Origin of the sequence: Goodfellowiella coeruleoviolacea (assembly GCF_024171785.1) — a bacterium.
In the GTDB taxonomy this organism is placed as follows: Bacteria; Actinomycetota; Actinomycetes; order Mycobacteriales; family Pseudonocardiaceae; genus Goodfellowiella; species Goodfellowiella coeruleoviolacea.
In genome coordinates, this window is the sequence record NZ_JAMTCK010000003.1 from 257,003 (window position 1) to 275,368 (window position 18,366).

Annotated in this window: 20 protein-coding genes; 11 read left to right on the plus strand and 9 right to left on the minus strand. The window is 73.5% G+C overall.

Features of this window, described 5'->3' with window-relative positions:
* Positions 1–143: 143 nt before the first annotated feature.
* Entirely contained in the window at positions 144–440 is a 297-nt protein-coding gene (locus LX83_RS07245; protein WP_253768405.1) for a WhiB family transcriptional regulator, read from the plus strand.
* A 54-nt stretch (positions 441–494) separates the two neighbouring features.
* On the opposite strand, the gene LX83_RS07250 is transcribed toward LX83_RS07245, so the two are convergent.
* The 3 genes from LX83_RS07250 to LX83_RS07260 all read right to left on the minus strand — a co-directional run bounded on the left by LX83_RS07250 (position 495) and on the right by LX83_RS07260 (position 4,020).
* Positions 495–1,631 carry an ArsA family ATPase gene (locus LX83_RS07250; protein WP_253768408.1) on the minus strand — a complete coding sequence of 379 codons (1,137 nt, stop codon included), beginning with the start codon at positions 1,629–1,631 and terminating at the stop codon, positions 495–497.
* Complete coding sequence (locus LX83_RS07255; protein WP_308203928.1) at positions 1,628–2,641, minus strand: ArsA-related P-loop ATPase; 1,014 nt, start codon at positions 2,639–2,641, stop codon at positions 1,628–1,630. The genes LX83_RS07250 and LX83_RS07255 overlap by 4 nt, the downstream gene beginning before the upstream one ends.
* Before the next feature lie 413 nt (positions 2,642–3,054).
* On the minus strand, positions 3,055–4,020 hold the full coding sequence (locus LX83_RS07260; protein WP_253768410.1) for an NADP-dependent oxidoreductase: 966 nt from the start codon (positions 4,018–4,020) through the stop codon (positions 3,055–3,057).
* Between the two features lie 68 nt (positions 4,021–4,088).
* Here LX83_RS07260 and LX83_RS07265 point away from each other — a divergent pair, with 68 nt between their 5' ends.
* Positions 4,089–4,730, plus strand: a complete 642-nt coding sequence (locus LX83_RS07265) for a TetR/AcrR family transcriptional regulator (protein ID WP_253768411.1) — start codon at positions 4,089–4,091, stop codon at positions 4,728–4,730.
* Here LX83_RS07265 and LX83_RS07270 read toward each other — a convergent pair.
* Positions 4,727–4,978: a hypothetical protein gene (locus tag LX83_RS07270; protein ID WP_253768413.1), complete on the minus strand. Its 252-nt coding sequence runs from the start codon at positions 4,976–4,978 to the stop codon at positions 4,727–4,729. The two genes, LX83_RS07265 and LX83_RS07270, sit on opposite strands and share 4 nt — an antisense overlap.
* A gap of 148 nt (positions 4,979–5,126) precedes the next feature.
* On the opposite strand from LX83_RS07270, the gene LX83_RS07275 reads away from it, so the two are divergent.
* From LX83_RS07275 to LX83_RS07290, 4 genes are read left to right on the plus strand one after another with little or no spacing between them, the layout of a single operon-like run.
* Positions 5,127–5,291 (plus strand): DUF4177 domain-containing protein, encoded by a 165-nt coding sequence (locus tag LX83_RS07275; protein WP_253768415.1) that lies wholly within the window; start codon positions 5,127–5,129, stop codon positions 5,289–5,291.
* A 3-nt stretch (positions 5,292–5,294) separates the two neighbouring features.
* Positions 5,295–5,753, plus strand: a complete 459-nt coding sequence (locus LX83_RS07280) for a RidA family protein (protein WP_253768417.1) — start codon at positions 5,295–5,297, stop codon at positions 5,751–5,753.
* 18 nt (positions 5,754–5,771) lie between these two features.
* The gene (locus tag LX83_RS07285; RefSeq protein WP_253768419.1) at positions 5,772–6,395 is read left to right on the plus strand and encodes a hypothetical protein; all 624 of its coding nucleotides are present in this window, start codon (positions 5,772–5,774) and stop codon (positions 6,393–6,395) included.
* A 40-nt stretch (positions 6,396–6,435) separates the two neighbouring features.
* Positions 6,436–8,244, plus strand: a complete 1,809-nt coding sequence (locus LX83_RS07290) for a hypothetical protein (RefSeq protein ID WP_253768421.1) — start codon at positions 6,436–6,438, stop codon at positions 8,242–8,244.
* Between the two features lie 507 nt (positions 8,245–8,751).
* On the opposite strand, the gene LX83_RS07295 is transcribed toward LX83_RS07290, so the two are convergent.
* Complete coding sequence (locus tag LX83_RS07295; protein WP_253768424.1) at positions 8,752–9,648, minus strand: Gfo/Idh/MocA family protein; 897 nt, start codon at positions 9,646–9,648, stop codon at positions 8,752–8,754.
* 82 nt (positions 9,649–9,730) lie between these two features.
* On the opposite strand from LX83_RS07295, the gene LX83_RS07300 reads away from it, so the two are divergent.
* Positions 9,731–10,579: an NUDIX hydrolase gene (locus tag LX83_RS07300; RefSeq protein WP_253768427.1), complete on the plus strand. Its 849-nt coding sequence runs from the start codon at positions 9,731–9,733 to the stop codon at positions 10,577–10,579.
* Positions 10,580–10,596: 17 nt separating this feature from the next.
* Entirely contained in the window at positions 10,597–11,529 is a 933-nt protein-coding gene (locus LX83_RS07305; protein ID WP_407649500.1) for an MBL fold metallo-hydrolase, read from the plus strand.
* A 2-nt stretch (positions 11,530–11,531) separates the two neighbouring features.
* Here LX83_RS07305 and dnaN read toward each other — a convergent pair whose 3' ends face one another.
* The 4 genes from dnaN to LX83_RS07325 all read right to left on the minus strand — a co-directional run bounded on the left by dnaN (position 11,532) and on the right by LX83_RS07325 (position 16,000).
* A complete protein-coding gene (gene dnaN / locus LX83_RS07310; RefSeq protein WP_253768429.1) occupies positions 11,532–12,647 on the minus strand; it encodes a DNA polymerase III subunit beta in 1,116 nt (371 codons plus the stop codon).
* 134 nt (positions 12,648–12,781) lie between these two features.
* Entirely contained in the window at positions 12,782–14,041 is a 1,260-nt protein-coding gene (locus LX83_RS07315; RefSeq protein ID WP_253768431.1) for an MFS transporter, read from the minus strand.
* Between the two features lie 779 nt (positions 14,042–14,820).
* Positions 14,821–15,495, minus strand: coding sequence for a Crp/Fnr family transcriptional regulator (locus LX83_RS07320; protein WP_253768433.1), 675 nt, complete (start codon positions 15,493–15,495; stop codon positions 14,821–14,823).
* A 229-nt stretch (positions 15,496–15,724) separates the two neighbouring features.
* Positions 15,725–16,000: a hypothetical protein gene (locus tag LX83_RS07325; protein WP_253768435.1), complete on the minus strand. Its 276-nt coding sequence runs from the start codon at positions 15,998–16,000 to the stop codon at positions 15,725–15,727.
* Between the two features lie 214 nt (positions 16,001–16,214).
* On the opposite strand from LX83_RS07325, the gene nth reads away from it, so the two are divergent.
* From nth to LX83_RS07340, 3 genes are read left to right on the plus strand one after another with little or no spacing between them, the layout of a single operon-like run.
* The gene (gene nth / locus LX83_RS07330; protein WP_253768437.1) at positions 16,215–16,946 is read left to right on the plus strand and encodes an endonuclease III; all 732 of its coding nucleotides are present in this window, start codon (positions 16,215–16,217) and stop codon (positions 16,944–16,946) included.
* Positions 16,943–17,671: a TlpA family protein disulfide reductase gene (locus LX83_RS07335; RefSeq protein WP_253768440.1), complete on the plus strand. Its 729-nt coding sequence runs from the start codon at positions 16,943–16,945 to the stop codon at positions 17,669–17,671. Before nth ends, LX83_RS07335 begins: the two co-directional genes overlap by 4 nt.
* Complete coding sequence (locus tag LX83_RS07340; protein WP_253768442.1) at positions 17,668–18,366, plus strand: NUDIX hydrolase; 699 nt, start codon at positions 17,668–17,670, stop codon at positions 18,364–18,366. Before LX83_RS07335 ends, LX83_RS07340 begins: the two co-directional genes overlap by 4 nt.

Below are 18,366 nucleotides of genomic sequence, written 5' to 3' on the forward strand. Positions count from 1 at the left end.
GAACCAAATGGCTCTACAGTCCGTCCACGTCCAAGGACAAGCGGCCATCCGGCGGGACCACTCAGTGGGCAGCCTACGGCATCCGCCACGTGGGGTGTGGCGGATTGGAAAGTCTCGGACAACTCTTAGGAGCTGTGGGGGATATGGATCAGGGGGATTGGCGAATCAGCGCTTCCTGCCGGGACGAAGAGCCTGACCAGCTCTTCGTCAGGGGTGCGGAGCAGCGCAAGGCGAAGCTGGTGTGCCTGGGGTGCCCGGTGCGCACCGAGTGCCTCGCCGAAGCGCTGGACAACCGCATCGAGTTCGGCGTGTGGGGCGGCATGACCGAACGGGAACGGCGGGCCCTGCTGCGGCGCCGGCCAGGCGTGATGTCCTGGCGGGAGCTGCTGGAGGCGGCCAAGCGCGACCACGAGAGCATCGCGGACGTCCGGGTGAGCTGACACCCGGGCGAACCAACACCGGCCAGCCCACCACCGCCCGGTGGTGGCGGCCGGTCACACCCCGGCGAGACGCAGACCGATCTCGTGCAGCCCGGCGAGGTCGTGCACGTCCGCGGGCAGCGCCGGCACCCCGACCAGCGGCACGGTCGGGTGCGCCCGGGTGAACCGGGCGATCAGGCGCTTCTCGCGCTCGGCAACGGCCACCCGGTCGGCGTGCAGCCGGAGCACCGCGGCGGCCAGCGAGTCCGGGTCGTCGCGGCACAGCGCCTCGGCCGCGGTCACCGCCGCGGCCGAGGGCACCGCCGCCAGCACCGGGTGGGTCCGGTTGGCGACCAGGCCGGTCAGCGGCATGCGCTCGGTCACCAGCCGGTCCACGAAGTAGCCGGCCTCCCGCATGGCGTCCGGCTCCGGCGTGGCGATCACCAGGAACGCGGTGCCCGCTGAGCGCAGCAGGTCGTAGGTCTGCTGCGCCCGCTCGCGGAAACCGCCGAACATGCTGTCGAACGCCTGCACGAACGCGGACGCGTCGGCGATCAGCTGTCCGCCCACCACGGTGGACACGGTCCTGGCGAACAGGCCGAACCCGGCGCCGACCACCTTGCGCAGGCCCCGGCCGCCGGCCCTGGCCGGCGCGGACAGCAACCGGATCAGCCGGCCGTCCAGCACGGTGGACAGCCGCTGCGGCGCGTCCAGGAAGTCCAGCGCGGACCGGCTCGGCGGGGTGTCCACCACGATCAGGTCCCACTCGCCGGTGGCCGCCAGCTGGCCCAGCTTCTCCATGGCCATGTACTCCTGCGTGCCCGAGAAGGACGTGGAGATGGTCTGGTAGAAGGGGTTGGCCAGGATCTGCTCGGCCCGTTCCCGCCCGGCGTGCGCCAGCACCATGTCGTCGAAGGTGCGGCGCATGTCCAGCATCATCGCGTGGAGTTCACCGCGCGGCGTGAACCCGTCCGGCCGCACCAGCCGCGGCTGGTTGTCCAACTGCCGCAGGCCCAGCGACTGGGCCAGCCGGCGGGCCGGGTCGATGGTGAGCACCACGGTGCGCCGGCCCCGCTCGGCCGCGCGCACGGCCAGCGCCGCCGCCGTGGTGGTCTTGCCGACCCCACCGGAACCACAGCACACCAGCACCCTGGTCGCCGGGTTGTCGATCAGCTGGTCGATGTCCAGGCGCACCGGCCGGCTCGCGTTCACCGCACCCCCTGGTCCCGCAGTCGCGCGGCGAGTTCGTAGAGCACGCCCACGTCCACCCCGTCGGTGCGTTCGGGCAGTTCCAGCGCGGGCAGGTCGGCCTCGTCGAGCTGGTCGCGGGCGCGCTGCTCGGCCCGCACCCGCACGGCGTGCTCCACGGTCTCGTCCACCAACCCGTCCAGCGCGTCGCCGGCCAGGTCGAGTCCGCTGGCCAGCAGGTCGGCCCGGAGCCGTGCGGTGTCCACCGCGCCGGTGGCGGCCTGCCGGAGCACCGGCTCGGGCAGCCGCGCCGGCCGCACCCGGTTCACCACCACCGCGCCGGGCCGCAGGTCGGCGCCGTCCAGTTCGGCCACCGCGTCCAGGGTCTCCCGCACCGGCATCTCCTCCAGCAGGGCCACCAGGTGCACGGCGGTGTCGCCGGAGTGCAGCAGCCGGACCACGCCCTCGCTCTGGTCCTTGATCGGCCCCATCTTGGCCAGGTCGGCCATGGCCCTGGTCACGTCGAGGAACCGGACCACCCGACCGGTCGGCGGCGCGTCGACCACCACCGCGTCGTAGGCGTAGCGGCCGTGCCGGTCCTGGGTGCCGGTGCGCCGCACGCACTCCTTGATCTTCCCGGTGAGCAGCACGTCCCGCAGGCCGGGCGCGAGCGTGGTGGCGAACTCGATCGCCCCCATCCGGCGCAGCGTCCGCCCGGCGAAGCCCAGGTTGTAGAACATCGACAGGTACTCCAGCAGCGCGGCCTCCGGGTCGATGGCCAGCGCGCGCACCTCCCCGCCGCCGGGCGCGGACGCGATGTGCTCCTCGGCGTAGGGCAGCGGGGCGAGGTCGAACAGCTGGGCGATGCCCTGCCTGCCCTCCACCTCGACCAGCAGCACCCGGCGGCCACCGGTGGCCAGGGCCAGGGCCAGGGCGGCGGCCACCGTGGTCTTGCCGGTGCCACCCTTGCCGGTGACCACGTGCAGACGCGCCCTGGCGAGTTCCTGGGTCCAGCCGGTGGCACGGGTCGTCACCGGATCAGACTAAGCGCAGTCAGCCCCGGGCCGCCGCGTGGTCGTGCCAGTTCGCCACACTTCCACCTCGGGCCGGGACCACGACCGGTCCAGCGACCGAGCGGAGCAGATAGCGCAGCGCCCGGTCGGCGCGGTCGGGATCCGGCGGCTCACCGGTGATCGCGTCGGTGGACGAACGACTCGCCGACCCGGACGCACAGGTAGGCGAGGTCGTGCGGGTCGATGCCCCCGGCGCGCACCCGTCGGTCCCGGCGACGCCACTTCCACCGACGAGGGCGAGCAGGGCCGCGACCGCGACGGTGACCAAGTACCGCAAGGGGAACGCATCCGGAACCGTTCCCAACGGGCGTCGCTCCGTCGCGACGCGCGACCAGAATGCGAAGTGTTGCGTCCCGGCAAGGCGGCCACCCGATTCACATCGTCACGACGACCTTCCCCAGGTTGTGCTCGCGGGCGTAGGCGACGGTGGCCCGCACGGCGTCCTCGAACCGGAAGCGGCGGGCGATCCGGACCGACAGCGCGCCGCGTTCCGCCGCCTCGGCGACCTCGCGCATCCCGCCGAGTTCGCCGTCCGCGTCCAGGAAGTAGTGCAGGTCGACGTCGTCCCGGCCGAGCAGTTCCTTCGGCGGTTCGGGGTAGATGATCGTCACCAGCCGTCCGCCGGGCCGCAGTGCGGCCGCCGCCGCGGACAGGCGGTCGTGCGGCAGCGCCAGGTCGAAGACGGCGTCGACCCCAGAGGGGTAGTTCGCCGCGTCGTACCCGATGACCTCGTCGGCTCCGAGTTCCCGCAGGACCGCGTGGTCGGTGGCGGCCCCGGTCGCGACGATCCGGGCCCCGGCGGCGGCCAGGAGCGGGAGCAGTGCGGTGCCCACCCCGCCGCTGGCACCGATGACGAGGGCGGTTTCCCCGGGCCGGATCGCGGCGAGGGTCATCACTCCCAGCGCGGTCATGCCGGCGATCGGCAGCGCGGCGGCCTGCTCGACGGGGACGGTGGCCGGGCGGTGCGCCAGCAGCGGGGTGTCGGCTTCGAAAACCGCGTACTCGGCCAGTGCGCCCGTGCTCGCCGACGGGCGGCGGGCGGGCAGGAGGCGCAGCTGCCGGGGCAGTGCCTGCCCGAAGACCTCGTCGCCCACTCGGTAGGCCGTCACCCCGGCCCCGACTTCGGTGACGGTCCCGGCGAACTCGTTGCCGGGGACGTAGGGGAACTCCAGCTCGACGGCCTCGCGGTAGTCGCCCGCGACCACCCTGATGTCGGTGGGGTTGATCGCGGACGCGGCGATCTTCACCTGGATCTGGCCCGGGCCGGGGCGGGGCAGATCCAGGTCGGCGATCGAGAGCTGCTCGGGCTCGCCGTACGCGGTCGCGACAAGGGCTTTCACCGGGTTCCTCCAGTAAGCGGACCGATGGGTCAGGTTAACTGCCGCGACGGTACCCAGAAACGGACCGCTTGGTCAACTTGCTGGGTTCGCCGCATGAGCCCGCCCGGACCTCGCGTGCCGACGCCGCCCGCGACCGCGAACTGCTGCTGGCCGCGGCCGAGGCCGAGTTCGCCGAGCGGGGCCTCGATGCCTCGGTCGCCGACATCGCCCGCCGGGCCGGAGTCGGCGAGGGCACCGTGTTCCGCCACTTCGCCACCAAGGACGACCTGATCGCCGCGATCGTGCGCACCCACGTCGGCGCGCCCGACGAGGTCGGGCAACGACTGCTCACAGCCGAGGACCCCGCCGCGGCGCCGCTGGAGTTCCGCGCCGTGGCCGGCGGGCAGCGGGAGCAGCGTGACGTGTCGTTCCTGTTGAACGCCGACGACGCGAGCCCGGAGGTGGTCGCGCTCCGCGAGCGGCTGTACCGCACGGTGTGCCTGCTGGTCGACCACGCACGTGCGGCCGGTGCGGTCCGGGCCGACGTCGCGGTCCAGGCCGACGTCACTGGCAACGACGCCGTGCTCCTGATGTGCACGCCGAACCACGTCGTCAGCTTCGTGAAGGACCCGCCACCCGACCTGTGGCGGCGCTACCTGGCGATCATCTTCGGCGGGCTGCGTCGTCCCGAAGGAGCGCACCCGCTGACGCCGGCGGCACCGGCGCTCTAGTCGACCACGGTCAGCGTGAGCACGGCGATGGCCAGCGCCGCCACCAACGCCCAGGCCAGGGTGGACGGGAACACCGTCGCCTGCAGCAGCGCCAGCACCGCGATCACACCGAGGCCGATCAGCCCGGTGCGCACCACGTCGGCGTGCCGGCTGCCCTTGCGGTCGCGCGCCTGGGCCATGGCGACCAGGACCATCACCAGCCCGCCCACGACGAACAGGCTGGTGGCCACGATCCGCCAAGTCTCCACGAGATCACGGTAGCCGCGTCGAGCTGATCGGTCAGCCCGATCGCCCCGCCATTCACCGGTGCCGCCGGGTGAGGAGGTCGACCACACCGTGCGGGCGAAACTGTTTGGCGGGGTTGTCCCCTGAACGGACTCGTGCCTACTACGCTTCTTGAACATGACGAAGTGGGAGTACGCGACCGTCCCGCTGCTGATCCACGCGACCAAGCAGATCCTCGACCAGTGGGGCGAGGACGGCTGGGAGCTGGTCACGGTGCTGCCCGGCCCCACCGGCGAACAGCTGGTGGCCTACCTCAAGCGACCAAAGGGGCAGTGATCCATGACAACCTGGACCGAGCGGCTGGCCGAACTGGGCATCGAACTGCCTGAGGTGGCCGCACCCCTGGCGGCGTACGTGCCGGCCGTGCGCAGCGGGTCGCACGTGTACGTCTCGGGGCAGCTGCCGTTCGTGGCCGGGACACTCGCCGCCACCGGCAAGGTCGGCGCCGAGGTCAGTCCCGAGGACGCCAAGCGGTACGCCCGGATCTCCGGGCTCAACGCGCTGGCCGCGGTGCACGCGCTGGTCGGCATCGACTCGGTGGTGCGCGTGGTCAAGGCGGTGGGTTTCGTCGCCTCGGCCGAGGGCTTCACCGGCCAGCCGGCCGTGGTCAACGGCGCGTCCGAGCTGTTCGGCGAGGTGTTCGGCGATGCCGGCGTGCACGCGCGCTCGGCGGTCGGGGTGAGCGAACTCCCGCTGGGCGCCCCGGTCGAGGTCGAGTTGATCGTGGAAGTCAACTGATCGGTCTGCTGGGTGGACATGGAAGAGACCGAGGCCGCCTGCCACGAGCTGCTGTTCCGACTCGCCGGACGCCTCAGCGACGTGCAGCTGTGGCGGTTCCGCGACTGGCTGTCGGTGGGGTCGTTCGTGATGCTCGCCCGGGTGCTGCCCAGGGCGCTGCTGCACGACCGGGTCGCGCTGACCGAGCGGGAGCACGCGCTGCTGGAGCACGCCCTGCTCCCGCACGGCGCTGACCAGGGACTGGTGAGTTCCGTCGTAGGGGTGGACGAACTGCCGGACACCGACTACACCTTTTCCTCGGAGTCGCCCGACCGGGTGTCGATGGGCGACTCCGCGTCGGTGGTGCTCGGCGCGGCGCTGCGCGGCCGGCCGGAGGTGGGCGAGGTGCGCGTGTGCTGGCGGTTCGGCCGCACCCGAGACGCGTCGGCCAGACGCGTCGTGCTGGTCAACGCCTACTCCGGGATCGCCCGGCTGACCGGTGAACTCCAGGGCATGCTGCGCGCGCTCGGTGAGCACGAGCCCTGTGCCGAGGTGATCCCACCCGGCATCGAGCTGCCGCCCTACCACCGCGCGGCACTGGCAGCCTCCGAGCTGGTCTGTGTCGGTGCCGCCAACACCGAGGGCCACCCGGTCCCCGGCTGATACCCGCCATGGCCACCCGGTCAGGCCGGAAGGAGATGACGTGTCCGACGTAGGCGACGGGGCCGGACTGCCCGTTCGATTACACGATCTCCTGCTCGGTTTCGCCGGCAGACTCGACGACGACGCGTTGTCGCAGATCCGCGAGCTGATCGCGGTCGCCGAGTGCGATCGCGCGGTCGAGTTGATGGTCGGCTGCCTGGTCGCTGGCAACGTCGAGGTCAGCGAGGACGAGCGGGACGAGGTCGACTGGCTGCTCGACGAGGTGCGCTCCGAGCGCGCCCTGGCCGGGCTGCTGCGGGTGGTCGACACGGTGCCCGAGCCGCGGCACCGGTTCACCGTGGAAGCCGAACCCGAACAGGGGCTGGCCGACGCGCTCGGCCGGGTGGTCGACGCACTGCCGGACATCCGCTCGGTGCAGTGCGTGTGGCGCACCACCCCGGCCGGCCGCACACCGGGGCCGCTGCCGCAGCGGGTGGTGCTGGTGGACATCGGGGCGGCCGGCCACGCCCCGGCCACCGCGTACCGGATCGAGGAAGTGCTGCGCAAGGCCAACATCCACGCGGCCGTGGAGGTGTTGCGCACCGGCCTGCAACTGGGTGAGTACCACGCCGCCGCGCTGGCCGAGGCCGTGCCGGTGCCGTTGCACTCCGGCGGCTACTCCGGTGGCACCGGGTTCGCCGACGACGGCGGTGGCGGCAGGTACGGCGAGTCGGGTGGCCGCCCGGTGCCGGCCAGCCACGTGCGGTCGGTGGGGCGGCGGTCGGCCAAGCGGGAGAGCCCGGCTGACTCGCGCGGCAGCGCGTCCAGGGGTGACCCCCGGGCGGAGAACCGGGTGGAGACCAGGGTGGAGCCGGTCGCCGAGGTGGGTCAGGACTCCCGGGCGGAGCACCGGACCGGCGCACGGGCCGGCACCCGGACCGATCCGCGCGCCGAGATCAGGGCGGAGCCGCCGGCCCCGGCCAGTGACGAGGCCACCCAGTACCAGCAGACCGACTACACGTCCGACTACCAGCAGAACGACTACCAGCAGTCGGACTACCAGCAGTCGGACTACCAGTCCGAGGACTACCAACAGGGCGACTACCAGCAGGGCGAACACCAGTTGGTCGAACACCAACTGGTCGAGCAGCCGGGAATCACCGAGGCGCCGGCCGTGGCCCAGCAGGCGGTGCGGGAGACCCACGCGCACACCAGCCAGCAGCAGTCCGGCCGCGAGGCACACGCCCTGGTGGAGCAGCACTCGCTGGTGGACTCCCGGGGTGTGGAGCACACCTACTCGCGTCCGGGCCAGGGCGCTGACCTGGCGGCACCGCAGGCGCCCCGCACCGGCCAGCCCGGGCCGACCACGGTGCAGCCCATGCCGGTGCTGCCGCCCCCGGTGTACCAGGCGCCCAGCGGCGGTGACGCCCTGCCGGTGCTGCCGCCGCCGGTCTACCAGCCCAGCGCCAGCGAATCGGTGACCGCCGAGATGAGCCCGGCCGAGCTGGCCGAACTCCGCGCCGCCCTGGCCGATCCGGCCGCACCGCCACCAGCGGGAGTCCGGCGCGGCGGTGCCGAGGAGGTGCCGGCCCCGTCGTCCATGCAGCTGCCCGCGTCAGTGGACGCCAAGCTCAACGACCGGGAGCGGGACCTGCTCCGCCAACTGCACGAGGAACTGGCCCAGCGGGAGAAGAAGTCGGCGTCGGAGAGCACCGGCGGGTGGCAGGTGAACCGCAACCAGCCGAACGGCTACGGCCAGCGCGGCGTGCCCGGCGCGTGGGGGAGCAGCGGACCCGCACCGGAGACCGGCAACGCCCCACCACCACCGAACCAGAACCGGGGCGGCAACCCCTACTCCTCGGCCGGCTGACCAACTCCGGCCGTGTTGCCGGCCTGGCCGTGTTGCCGGCCCGGCCAGGGTCGGGGCGCAGGCCAAGGTGGCGGCCCGACGGGGTGTTGGTTCAGCCGGATGTTGGCCCGATGCGGGGATAGCGCCCAGTCGGGGTACCGGCCCAGTCGGGGTACTGGCCCAGTCGGGGTACTGGCCCAGCCGGGATGCTGACCCTGCCGGGTTTCGGGAGCCGTTCCGGCCGGCCGGGCACCGTCCGGTGGGCCACAGCGACGGCCGCCAACCGCTGCCACTGCGGCGCCCCAACCCCCTGCGGCAGCGGCCCCGCGTGCCGGCGCCGGGGTGTGGTCGTCAGGCCGCGCGCGCAGCCCCCGCCCTCCCAGGGGGGCGACCCCGGCACCAGCCTATCGGCGGTGGTGGGGTGGGGACAGGGCAGCGGGCTGGCCTGTGGACAACTCGGGGGGTTGTGGACAACTTCTGCTCGATCGGGTGATGGGTGCTCGGCGGACAGCGCCCATCTGGGCTGGTTCAGTGGTGTTTGTCCAGCTCAGCGCGGATAGCGGCGAGCACGCGTTGCAGGTGCAGCCCTCGCCGAACATCACACTCATGGGTGACAGTGCCGCTGTGCACCATGGCCACCAGGTCGTCGAGCAGCGCGGCGAAGCAGTCCGCGGCCGTGCTGGTCCGCGCACCCAGCGCGCGGTACCCGTGCGCGCCGAACACGGTCAGCTCGTTGACGGTCGGCCGCACGGGCAGGGACAGCGACATGGTGACCGTGCTGGTCGCGCCGCCGCGGTGGGCCAGCAGCACCTGCCACAGGCCGTCCTCGGACCGGTGCGCGGCGAGCACCTCGGTGATCTCGCCGAGCGCCGCGTCCATCAGGTCCAGCACGTGCGGCCCGACATCGGCCAGCGCCCCCTGCTCGTGCCGCCACCGCGAGTTGGCGTTGCGCTCCGCGAGCAGCGCGTCCGCCAGCCACACCGCGCTGCCGCCCCGCCAGCCGCCCAGCCGGTGCAACTCGGTGAGCAGTTCCCTCGTCTCCGGGGCGTACCGCCGGGTCAGCATCATCAGCGCGGCAACGCCGCTCGTGGCCACCGCCCCGGCCACCCGCTCCGCCTCGTCCACTGTGGACGCCAGCGGCTTCTCCAGGATCAGGTGCTTGCCCGCCAGTGCGGCCCGTTCGGCCACCTCCGCCTGCACCGAGGGGGGCACGGCGAACGCCACAACGTCTACTGTGGACAGTAGATCGTCTGGTGTGGACGACACCTCGGCACCGTACGGCTCGGCCACCGCCCTGGCCGCCTCGGCGCGCCTGGCCCAGACCGCGGCCAGTCGCGTTCCGGGGTGGTCGGCGATCCCGGGCGCGTGCACGTCCCGTGCCCACGGACCGGCTCCGACAAGTCCGACGCGCAGCACATCGTCCATTCGCCCATCCTGCCGGACCCGCGACCGGCACGGGTGGATCACGACGGGGCCGGCCCGGGGCAGCGCGGCCTACCCTCGTGGGATGCCCGAACTGCCAGAGGAACTCACCCTGCCCGAGGGGTCGGTCCCGGAGCTGTCGCCGGCCGTCCCGGCCACTCCCCGGGACGCGGCAACGGTGGTGCTGGTCCGCGACGGGATCGCCGGTCTGGAGGTGTTCCTGCTGCGCCGGGTCGCCGGCATGGCCTTCGCCGCCGGCATGACCGTGTTTCCCGGCGGTGGCGTGGACGCCAGGGACGCCGACACGTCGGTGGCCTGGGCCGGGCCGGAGCCGGCCTGGTGGGGCCGGGCGTTCCACTGCGCGCCGCCGCTGGCCAGGGCACTGGTGTGTGCGGCGGTGCGGGAGACCTTCGAGGAGTCCGGGGTGCTGCTCGCCGGCCCGAGCCCGACCACCGTGGTCGGCGACGCCAGCGCGTACGCCGAAGCCCGCCAGCGGCTGGTCAGCAGGGAGTTGTCGCTGGCCCAGTTCCTGGCCGAGGCCGGCCTGGTGCTCCGCGCGGACCTGCTGCGTCCCTGGGCGAACTGGGTGACGCCGGCAGCGGAGCCCCGCCGCTACGACACCCGGTTCTTCCTGGCCTGCCTGCCCGAGGGGCAGCACGCCGACGGCATGACCACCGAGGCCGAGGACGCCCAGTGGCAGCGGCCGGCGGACGCGTTGGCCGACTGGCGGGCCGGGCACCGCAAGCTGCTGCCACCCACCTGGGTCACCCTGACCGAACTGGCCGAGTGTGATTCCGTCGCCAATGCGTTGGCCACACCGAGAAGTGTTGCCAGGATCGAGCCGAAGGTGGTGCGCACCGCCGGCGCCCTGCGCGTCGTGCTCCCCGGCGACCCCGGCTACGACGCCGACGCCGACCAGGGCGCGCCCGGGTGATGGGAGGAGTGCGGAGCATGACTGGTGTGTCCGCCGACAGCGCCGCGTTGGCGCACCCGGCCTACGGCGTGCTGCGGCCGGTGACCCCGACGGCCTCGGTGCTGCTGGCTGAGAACCCCTCGGTGATGACCCTGGAGGGCACCAACAGCTGGGTGCTGCGCGCACCCGGCGCCGCCGAGTGCGTGGTGGTCGACCCGGGGCCCGACGACGAGGCACACCTGCGCCGGCTGGCCGAGTGCGGACCGGTCGCCGTCGTGCTGCTCACCCACTGGCACGCCGACCACACCGAGGGCGCCCGCCGCTTCGCCGAGCTGGTTGACGCGCCGGTCCGCGCGGCCAACCCGGAACTGCTGGTGGGTGGCGGAACCGCGCTGGTCGACGGGGAGGTGCTGACTGCGGCGGGCCTGACCATCCGGGTGCTCGGCACGCCCGGCCACACCGCCGACTCGCTGTGCTTCCTGGTGGACACCGGAGACGAGGCCGACGGCGACCGCGGTGCCGATCGCGGCGCGGACCCCGACGGCGGTGACCGGCACGGCGACCGCGGCGTGAACCGCGACGGTGGTGCGTCCGACCGTGCCGGGCAGGTCGGCCTGGTGCTCACCGGGGACACCGTGCTCGGCCGGGGCACGACGGTGATCGGCGCACCCGACGGCGACCTGGCCGCGTACCTGGCCTCGTTGCGTCGGCTGGCCGCGCTGCCACCGGGTACCCCGGCCCTGCCCGGGCACGGGCCGGAGCTGGCGGACGCGGCCGAGGCGGCCCGGGGCTACCTGGCGCACCGCGAGCAGCGGCTGGCCCAGGTGCGCGCGGCCGTGGACCAGCTCGGCGGCCAGCCAACGGCCCGTCAGGTGGTCGAGCTGGTGTACGCCGACGTGGACCCGGCGGCCTGGCCGGCGGCCGAGTGGTCGGTCCAGGCGCAACTGACCTACCTGCGCGAACACGGGTAGCGCTAGTGGGCCGGCGGGCGCATGGGCACGACCAGGTAGGTCAGCTCCACCTCCGTCTCGTCCGGCTCGGCGGTGAACACGGTCGGGCGCAGGCCGTCCTGCAGCCGCATGCGGACTGTTCGGCCGGTGAACGCGCGCAGCGCGTCGGCGAGGTAGCGCGCCTGGTAGACCTTGGTGCCGTGGTGGCCGGACACCACGGCCTTGACCGCCTCCTCGGACTCGCCGGCCTGCGGGTCGCTGCCCTGCACGCGCAGTTCACCGTCGGCCGGCACCAGGGTGACCGTGCCGTGCGGCCCGGCGTAGGGGGACGCCCGCCGCACCGCGGCGGCCAGCGCGTCGGCGTCGACCTCCACCGTGCCGGACACGGTGGCCGCCAGCAGCTTGCGGGCCCGCTCGTCCGGGAACGGCGCGGCCAGCAGCGCTGTGCTCACCGAGTCGCTGCCCCAGGTCAGGCCGATCCGGTCGGCGTCGGCGTGCAGCGCGACGCTGTCGGCCCTGCCCACCTGCTTGACGACGTCCACCAGCACCGCGGCCGGCGCGAGCAGGTCGAGCGGGGCGCCGTCGGGAGCCGGCTGCCACGGCAGGGTGACCATGGCCATCCGGTAGCGGTCGCTGGCCATCATGGCCAGCCGGCCGTTCTCGACCCACATCCGCAGGCCGGTGAAGATGGGCAGGGCGTCGTCGCGGGACGCGGCACTGGCCGCGGCGACCACGGCCGCCTGCAACAGCGCACCCCGGACCGTGCCGGTGAGGGGTGGCGGCTCCGGCACGCCCGGGTGGACGTCGACGTCCAGCAGCGGCAGCGCGAACCGGGCACCCGGGGTGCGGATGGCCAGCCGGCTGCCCTCGACCACCAGCCGGACCTGCTCGGTGTCCAGCGCCCGCAGTGTCTCGGCCAGCGGCTTGGCCGGCACCAGGGCACGCCCCTCCGCGTGCACGAGGGCGGTGCGCGCCAGCCGGACGGCGTGCTCCCGGTCGCTGCCGGCGAGCACGACGCCGTGGGCGTCGGCGCTGATCAGGACACCGGCGAGCACCGGGTCGAACACCCGACTGGGCAGCAGCCGGGCCACTTCGGCGGCGGCACCGGCCAGGGTCGTGGTCGTGGCGGTGAGATCCATGCCCCGCACGCTAGCCCCGACCCCTGACAGAACCGGGTCGCGCGCCCGGGCACCTCGGCCGGCGGGAAACGCGTGTCCGGACCGGTGCTGCGCGGGCGCACCAGGGCCGTGCTGATCGGCGTGGTGTCGCGGCCCTAGTGGGCGGCCAGGTCGACCTCGTCGCGGGCCGGCGTGGGCGCGTCGCCGTCGGGGCGGGCGTCCCGCACGCTGCGGCGGAACAGCCACACCAGGGCGGCGAGCACCAGTCCGGCCGCGGCGGCGGCGAGGAACGCCGAGGACGGGCCGACGTGCTCCACCAGCTGGCCGCTGATCGACTGGCCGGCCGCGATGCCCAGGGTGACGGCGGTGACCACCCAGCCGAACGCCTCGGCCACCGTGCCCTGCGGGGCGACCTGCTCGATCGCGGCCGAGTGCGTTGTCGACTGCGGGGTGATCAGGGTGCCGACCACCAGCAGCGCGCCGGCCAGGCCGAGCAGGGTGCTGGGCAGTGCCGGCAGCACCAGCAGCACGGAGAAGCCGCCGAGCAGCGCGGGCAGCCGCAGGTGCATGGGCCGGGGCCAGGGCCGCATCCCGTACAGCACGCCGAAGATCACCGAGCTGATCGAGAACAGGCTGAGCAGCAGGCCGCCCAGGGTGGGGCTGCCGGCCTTGGTGGCCGCGGCCGGCACGGCCACCTCGACGAAGCCGATCGTCACGCCGAAGCCGAGCGCGGCCAGGGCCACGGTGCGCATGCCGGCGCCGGCCAGCGGCCCGAGCAGGTTGGTCTGGTGGGCCGGCCCGTCCGGTCGCCAGGACCGGACCGTGGGGGTCAGGGCGAACCACAGCGTGCCGCCGACCATGGCCGCCGCGCCGACCACCACACCGGTGCCGCCCCACGGCGCACTGGTCAGCAGCCCGGCGATGCCCGGCCCGAGGATGAAGAAGACCTCCATGCTGATGGCCTCGTAGGAGTAGCCGGCCAGCCGGCGCGGGCCGGGCGGCAGCAGCCGGGCCCACAGCGCCCGTGAGGCCGAGCCGACCATGGGCTCGCTGATGCCGATGAGGAAGGCGAGCACCGCGAGCACCGCGATCGGGGCGTCCAGTTCCACCGCGGCGATCCCGGCCGTCACGAACAGGCTGAACAGGGCCACCGTGACCAGCAGCGGCCTGGTCGGGCCCAACCGGTCCACCAGCCGGCCCTGCACCACCGAACCGGTGGCCACGCCGATCAGCGCGCCGGCCGACACCAGGCCGGCTGAGGCGAACGACCCGGTTGACCGCTGCACGTAGAGCAGCAGGGAGAGCCCGATCATGGCGATCGGGATGCGGGCCAACAGCGAGGCCACCACGGGGCCTCGCGCGGCCGGGTGGGTCAGGGCAGCGCGGTAGTCGGCGAGGCTGGCGGACTGGGACATGGGTACCAGTATGCCTCAGGTGTGGTACGACCGTACCAGTCGATGTTCGGCCAGGGTGGCGACCGGCGTTCACACCGGGTGATCGAGTCCGAGCGGTTGATAACGACTTGATAACCTGTGTGGGAAAACGGGTGAACCACGGCAACGACCACCCTCGCCGGGGAGTCCTTGAGGGTGAAAGGACTTGAGCGCGGCTGGTGGGCACGTGCGATGGTTGACGGGACAACCCGCTCGGCGGCTTGTCAGCACAGCCGAAGTTCTGGTCAGCGGTCTTTGCCGGGGACCAGACCGACGGGGACAATCAACAGCAGACCATCCTCCGGTGGTAAGGGTCGGGGCCTGACAACCGGAGGCGCGAAAAGCGTGGTTCGTCGGGGGATGGGCCACGCGCGGGAGAGGACCGGTGCGCCGCGTCGGGGGCGGCGCGCTCGGTCCTCTCCTGTTGTCCGTTCTGGGTGTTCCCGTGTTCCCGCGGGTGCCCGGGCACGGCTGTGCGTCCAGCCACAGCCCTTCGGCCGGGCACGGCCGCACCACCCGGCCCGCAGTCCACAGCGGCCCGGAGTCCACAGCGGACCGGGTCCACAGCGGACCGCCGGCCGCCGCGCCCGCCCAGCGGACACCGCGGGGACGGACACCGCGCGGGTGGATTCGGGCGGCAGCGCGCCCACGGACACGGGGCCGACCGGCGCCAGGGTGGTCCCCGGCGCTGACGCACCCCGTTTCGGTCACCGTCCACCCAGGACGGTGACCCAGGTGGTGACCTGGGGTGGTGGCCCGGCTCAGCGGGCCCGGCGGGCCAGTCGCTCCGGGTCGAGGATCAGCACGCTCTTGCCCTCCAGGCGCAGCCAGCCGCGGTGCGCGAAGTCGGCCAGCGCCTTGTTCACGGTCTCCCGGGACGCGCCCACGAACTGGGCGATCTCCTCCTGGGTGAGGTCGTGGGTGACCCGCAGCAGGCCGGCCTCCTGGCTGCCGAACCGCTGCGCCAGCTGCAGCAGCGCCTTGGCCACCCGGCCGGGCACGTCCGTGAAGATCAGGTCGGCGACCATGCTGTTGGTCCGGCGCAGCCTCCTGGCCAGCACGCGGAGCAGCTGCTCGGCGATCTCCGGCCGGGTGCTGATCCACTGCCGCAGCGCCGGGCGGTCCATGCTCACCGCGCGCACCTCGGTCACCGTGGTCGCCGTGGACGTGCGCGGACCCGGGTCGAAGATCGACAGCTCGCCGAACATGTCGGCCGGTCCCGCGATGTTGAGCAGGTTCTCCCGACCGTCCGGCGACTTCCGGCCGATCTTCACCTTGCCCGACTGGATGATGTAGAGCCGGTCGCCCGGCTCACCCTCCGCGAAGATCACGTGACCGCGCGGGAACTCGACCGGCTCCAACGTCTGGGCCAACGCCTCAGCCGCCGTCGGTTCTACGCCCTGGAAAATGCCCGCGCGGGCCAGGGTCTCGTCCACCTCGTCCCTCCTGTCGAGACGCGGCGGCAGTCCGAGGCGCCCAGTCACCCTGGTGGCAACCACCGCGCCGTGCCGCCGATCACTCTGTGCAGTCTATGTCGTGGCTCGTGGATCGCCTCTCGGCTCGCCGAGTGCTCCCGAAGTGCTCCCGAAGTCGACACTGTCCACGCGCAGCGGAACAGGCCCACGCAGAAGGTCCTCCGTGGGCCTGTCCATGAGTCGGTCTACGTTAACCGAACTGGGAGGGTGACCGGTCACCGCGGGGGCGACGCGGACGGGTCCTCGTGGCCCGGCCACCAAGCCTGCGCAGCCGGAACAGCTCCAACGCGCGGCCGATGCCGTGCCCGTACAGCGCCCTGACCTCGTCCGGGCGGGCCTGTTCGAGGAACTGTTCGACCTCGTCCTCCCGCACCGCCACGTGCCGGAGACGTGCTTCGACGCGCTCCATGAAGAGTGCGAAGAGCATGATCACGAGCGGTACCGCGATGACGAACCAAGCAGTCATGATTGCTGAATCCTCGCGCATAGTGTGTTTGACCGCACGCTCGGGGGTCACTCGTGCGGGTCCGGGGGGTCAACCGGCACTTTCCGTGCGCCCGTAGGCTGGCATGGTGCCTGCTCCCTCGCGTCGCCGCACCAGCGACCCCAGCACGGGCGGAGGCGGGGTCACATCCGGCAGGACGGAAACCGGCCTCGGGTTGGTTCGTCGTGTCCGGCGGATGGTCCGCGCACTGGCCGAGGCCTATCCCGACGCCCATTGTGAACTGGACTTCACCACACCGCTGGAGTTGCTCGTCGCGGTGATCCTGTCCGCCCAGTGCACGGACAAGCGGGTGAACGAGGTCACCCCGGCGCTGTTCGCCAAGTACCGGACGGCCGAGGACTACGCCGGCGCCGACCGGGCCGAGCTGGAGGAGTTCATCCGGCCGACCGGGTTCTTCCGCAACAAGGCCACCGCGCTGATGGGGCTGGGCGCCGCGCTGGTGGAGCGGCACGACGGCGAGGTGCCCGGACGACTGTCCGATCTGGTCGCGCTGCCCGGGGTGGGCCGCAAGACCGCGAACGTCGTGCTCGGCGAGGCGTTCGACGTGCCGGGGATCACGGTCGACACCCATTTCGGACGCCTGGTCCGCCGCTGGGGCTGGACCGAGGAGACCGATCCGGTCAAGGCCGAGCACGCGGTCGGCGCGCTGGTGCCGCGCAAGGAGTGGACCAAGCTGTCCCACCGGGTCATCTTCCACGGCCGCCGGGTGTGCCACGCGCGCCGGCCCGCCTGTGGCGCCTGCCTGCTGGCCAGGGACTGCCCGTCCTACGGCGTCGGTGAGGTCGACCCGCAGCGGGCGGCCGGCCTGGTCAAGGGGCCGGAGACCGAGCACCTGCTGGCCATGGCCGAACGGCTGCGCGCGGGCGAGCGGCCCGGACGGGCCGGCGGTGGGGGTGCCCGGCGGTGACGGCGCGGCTGCGGTGGACGCTGGTGGGGGTGGTGCTGGTGCTCGCCGCCGCCGTGGCGCTGTGGCCCCTGTTCACCGCTGAGAACGCCACCAGCGGCCCGACCGGCGCCCCCGCGGGTGGCGGGCCGGCCCCGGCCGCCCCGGCCGATCCGGAGGCGTTGGCCCAGGCGCGCGCCGCCGCGGCGCTGCGGCCCTGTCCCACCTCGGACAACGCCGGTTCGGGCAGCACCGGCTCGGACAGCACCGGTTCGGACAGCACCGGTTCGGCGGGGACGGCGGGCGGCGGTGCCCCGGCCGGCCTGGCCGGGGTGCGGGTGAGCTGCCTGGGTGACGGGTCCACCGTGGACCTGGGCGCGGTGCTGGCCGGTCGGCCGGCCCTGATCAACGTGTGGGCCACCTGGTGCCCGCCCTGCCGGGAGGAGCTGCCGCTGCTGGACGAGTACGCCGGCCAACCCGGCGCGGTGACCGTGCTGGGCGTGCAGATCCAGGAGCGGAGCAGCCCGGAGGACGGCCTGGCCACCCTGACCGACCTGGGCGTGCGCTTACCCTCCGTGGTGGACCAGGACCGTGCGGTCAGCTCGGCCCTGGGCACCCCCAACTACCTGCCGGTCAGCTACGTGGTCGACGCGGACGGCGCGGTGCACCAGGTCGACCCGCCCACGCCGTTCCGCTCGGTGGACCAGATCCGCGAGACCGTGGCCCGCTACACCGGGACCACCCGGTGACCGGCGGGCACTGGCGGGACCGCCCCGCCCAGGTCGGCCCGCTGGCCCCGCCCGAGGACGTGCCCGAGTGGCTGCGCGACCTGGTCGCGGCCACCGCCTCACTGGACGCGACCGCGTTCACCCGGGTGACCCCACCCCCGGTGGGGGTGCCCCGGCCGGCCGCCGTGCTGATCCTGTTCGGTGACCGGCCCGACGGCCCTGACGTGCTGTTACTCCGCAGGGCCGAGACGCTGCCCGCCCACCCCGGCCAGGTCGCCTTCCCCGGCGGCGCGGCCGAGGCGGCCGACACCGGACCGGTGGACACGGCGTTGCGCGAGGCCGCCGAGGAGACCGGGGTGGTGCCGGAGAGCGTGCTGCCGCTGGCCCTGCTGCCTGAGGTGTACGTGCCGGTGTCCCGGTTCGTGGTCAGCCCGGTGCTGGGCTACTGGCACACCCCCGGCCCGGTCGCGCCGGTGGATCCGGGCGAGACCGCGGCGGTGGCCAGGGTGCCCATCGCGCACCTGGCCGACCCGGCGAACCGGTTCCGGGTGCGGCACTCCTCCGGCTACGTCGGTCCGGCCTTCGCCGCCCCCGGCATGTTGGTCTGGGGTTTCACCGCCGGCCTGCTCAGCGGGGTGCTCACCCTGGGTGGCTGGGAACGTCCGTGGGACGAAACCGACGTCCGCGACCTTCACGTAGCGTTGCGAATGACCTAG

Coding starts and splice junctions, on each gene's coding strand:
- LX83_RS07245 (WP_253768405.1), top strand. CDS start 144: ATGGATCAGGGGGATTGGCGAATCAGCGCTTCCTGCCGGGACGAAGAG.
- LX83_RS07280 (WP_253768417.1), top strand. CDS start 5,295: ATGACAACCTGGACCGAGCGGCTGGCCGAACTGGGCATCGAACTGCCT.
- LX83_RS07285 (WP_253768419.1), top strand. CDS start 5,772: ATGGAAGAGACCGAGGCCGCCTGCCACGAGCTGCTGTTCCGACTCGCC.
- LX83_RS07295 (WP_253768424.1), bottom strand. CDS start 9,648: ATGGACGATGTGCTGCGCGTCGGACTTGTCGGAGCCGGTCCGTGGGCA.
- LX83_RS07300 (WP_253768427.1), top strand. CDS start 9,731: ATGCCCGAACTGCCAGAGGAACTCACCCTGCCCGAGGGGTCGGTCCCG.
- LX83_RS07305 (WP_407649500.1), top strand. CDS start 10,597: ATGACTGGTGTGTCCGCCGACAGCGCCGCGTTGGCGCACCCGGCCTAC.
- dnaN (WP_253768429.1), bottom strand. CDS start 12,647: ATGGATCTCACCGCCACGACCACGACCCTGGCCGGTGCCGCCGCCGAA.
- LX83_RS07315 (WP_253768431.1), bottom strand. CDS start 14,041: ATGTCCCAGTCCGCCAGCCTCGCCGACTACCGCGCTGCCCTGACCCAC.
- LX83_RS07325 (WP_253768435.1), bottom strand. CDS start 16,000: ATGACTGCTTGGTTCGTCATCGCGGTACCGCTCGTGATCATGCTCTTC.
- nth (WP_253768437.1), top strand. CDS start 16,215: ATGGTCCGCGCACTGGCCGAGGCCTATCCCGACGCCCATTGTGAACTG.